The sequence below is a fragment of the Pseudomonas sp. 05N434 genome (assembly GCF_056396965.1).
In genome coordinates, this window is record NZ_JBFTMK010000825.1 from 1 (window position 1) to 1469 (window position 1469).

Genomic DNA, 1469 nt, shown 5'->3' on the forward strand with positions numbered 1-1469 from the left:
ACCAAAAACCGCGCGACACCTTTCCCCCGAGCCTTGGGCGAAACGATCACATTGCCGATTGAGCAAACGCCATCGCGCTCAAACGAATAAAAGTTAGCAAAACCGACAACAGCATTATCCCCTTCAACCACCGTTGAGTCCGAGCGTTGAGCTATCGATGCAAGCAGCTGAGCCTCCGTCAGCGGGTACTGTGCCTTCGGGAACATGAAAAAAAGCTCTTGGGGCGTTTGAGGAAAGTCGCAAATCGTCAACACGTCTTCAGCACTGACGGGGCGGTGGGTTAGCAGCATTGGTTTGGTTCCATCCAAAGGTCGATGCGACAGATTACGTTTTGCCGGCGCTGGATAAAAGAAACGCGTAACAGCGACTCCATCTCGACGGCTCAGATAAAAGACTATCCCTATCACCTCCCAATACTCCCCCTATTAGCTGACTGCTTTATAGGCGTCTACCCTTACTGGAGCGCTGGCATCAGCCGGCCGGTTGAGACCTGAGAAGAGATACGAATGAGTCAGGAAACGTACTAGGCTTGCCGTGGGCCACCGTGCTGGCAACTCGATTGCCGCTATCCGGATTTCCCGTGTGACCACGACGATCAATTGATCGCACGGCTGCAGCCTATGTCATTGATTCCGCTCGTCGCTATTGCGTGCCCAACCCCGGGCCGGATAGCCGGATGAACACGACCAAAGGTAGCGCACACATGGCAAATGAATCGAAATGCCCGTTCAATCACGCCGCCGCTGGCGGTGGCACGACGAACCGCGATTGGTGGCCRAACCAACTGAATCTGAAGATCCTGCACCAGAACTCGCGGCTGTCCGACCCCACGGACGAGGGTTACGACTACGCCGAAGCGTTCAAAAAACTGGATTTTGCGGCGGTCAAGCAAGACCTGCATGCACTGATGACTGATTCACAAGACTGGTGGCCTGCGGACTTCGGTCACTATGGGCCACTGTTTATTCGCATGGCCTGGCACGCCGCCGGCACGTACCGCGTCGGTGACGGTCGTGGGGGTGCCGGCTCCGGTCAGCAGCGCTTCGCCCCGCTCAACAGTTGGCCGGACAACGTCAGCCTCGACAAGGCGCGCCGGCTGCTTTGGCCGATCAAGCAAAAGTACGGTCGCAACATCTCCTGGGCTGACCTGATCGTCCTCACCGGCAACGTTGCACTGGAGTCGATGGGCTTCAAGACCTTTGGCTTTTCCGGCGGCCGGCCAGACGTCTGGGAACCGGATGAGGCCGTCTACTGGGGCTCCGAAAACAAGTGGCTGGCAGGTGACACCCGCTACGAAAAAGACAAAAAAGAACCCATGCAAGAACCCGGCGAAGGTCCTCTCGTCGCTGAGCCGGGGAAAAATGAGGACAGCCGCACCGAGGGCGAACGCAACCTGGAGAACCCGCTCGCCGCCGTGCAAATGGGCCTGATCTACGTCAACCCCGAAGGCCCGGAAGGCAACCCGGACC

Annotated in this window: 2 protein-coding genes; one reads left to right on the plus strand and one right to left on the minus strand. The window is 57.8% G+C overall.

The features are described 5' to 3' along the window. On the minus strand, nucleotides 1-290 hold a 290-nt coding region (locus tag AC1DLB_RS29785; RefSeq protein ID WP_477786263.1), incomplete at its 3' end, for an N-acetyltransferase family protein. A 413-nt stretch (nucleotides 291-703) separates the two neighbouring features. Here AC1DLB_RS29785 and AC1DLB_RS29790 point away from each other — a divergent pair. Then, the coding region (locus tag AC1DLB_RS29790) for a peroxidase family protein (RefSeq protein WP_477786264.1) at nucleotides 704-1469 on the plus strand (766 nt) is incomplete at its 3' end.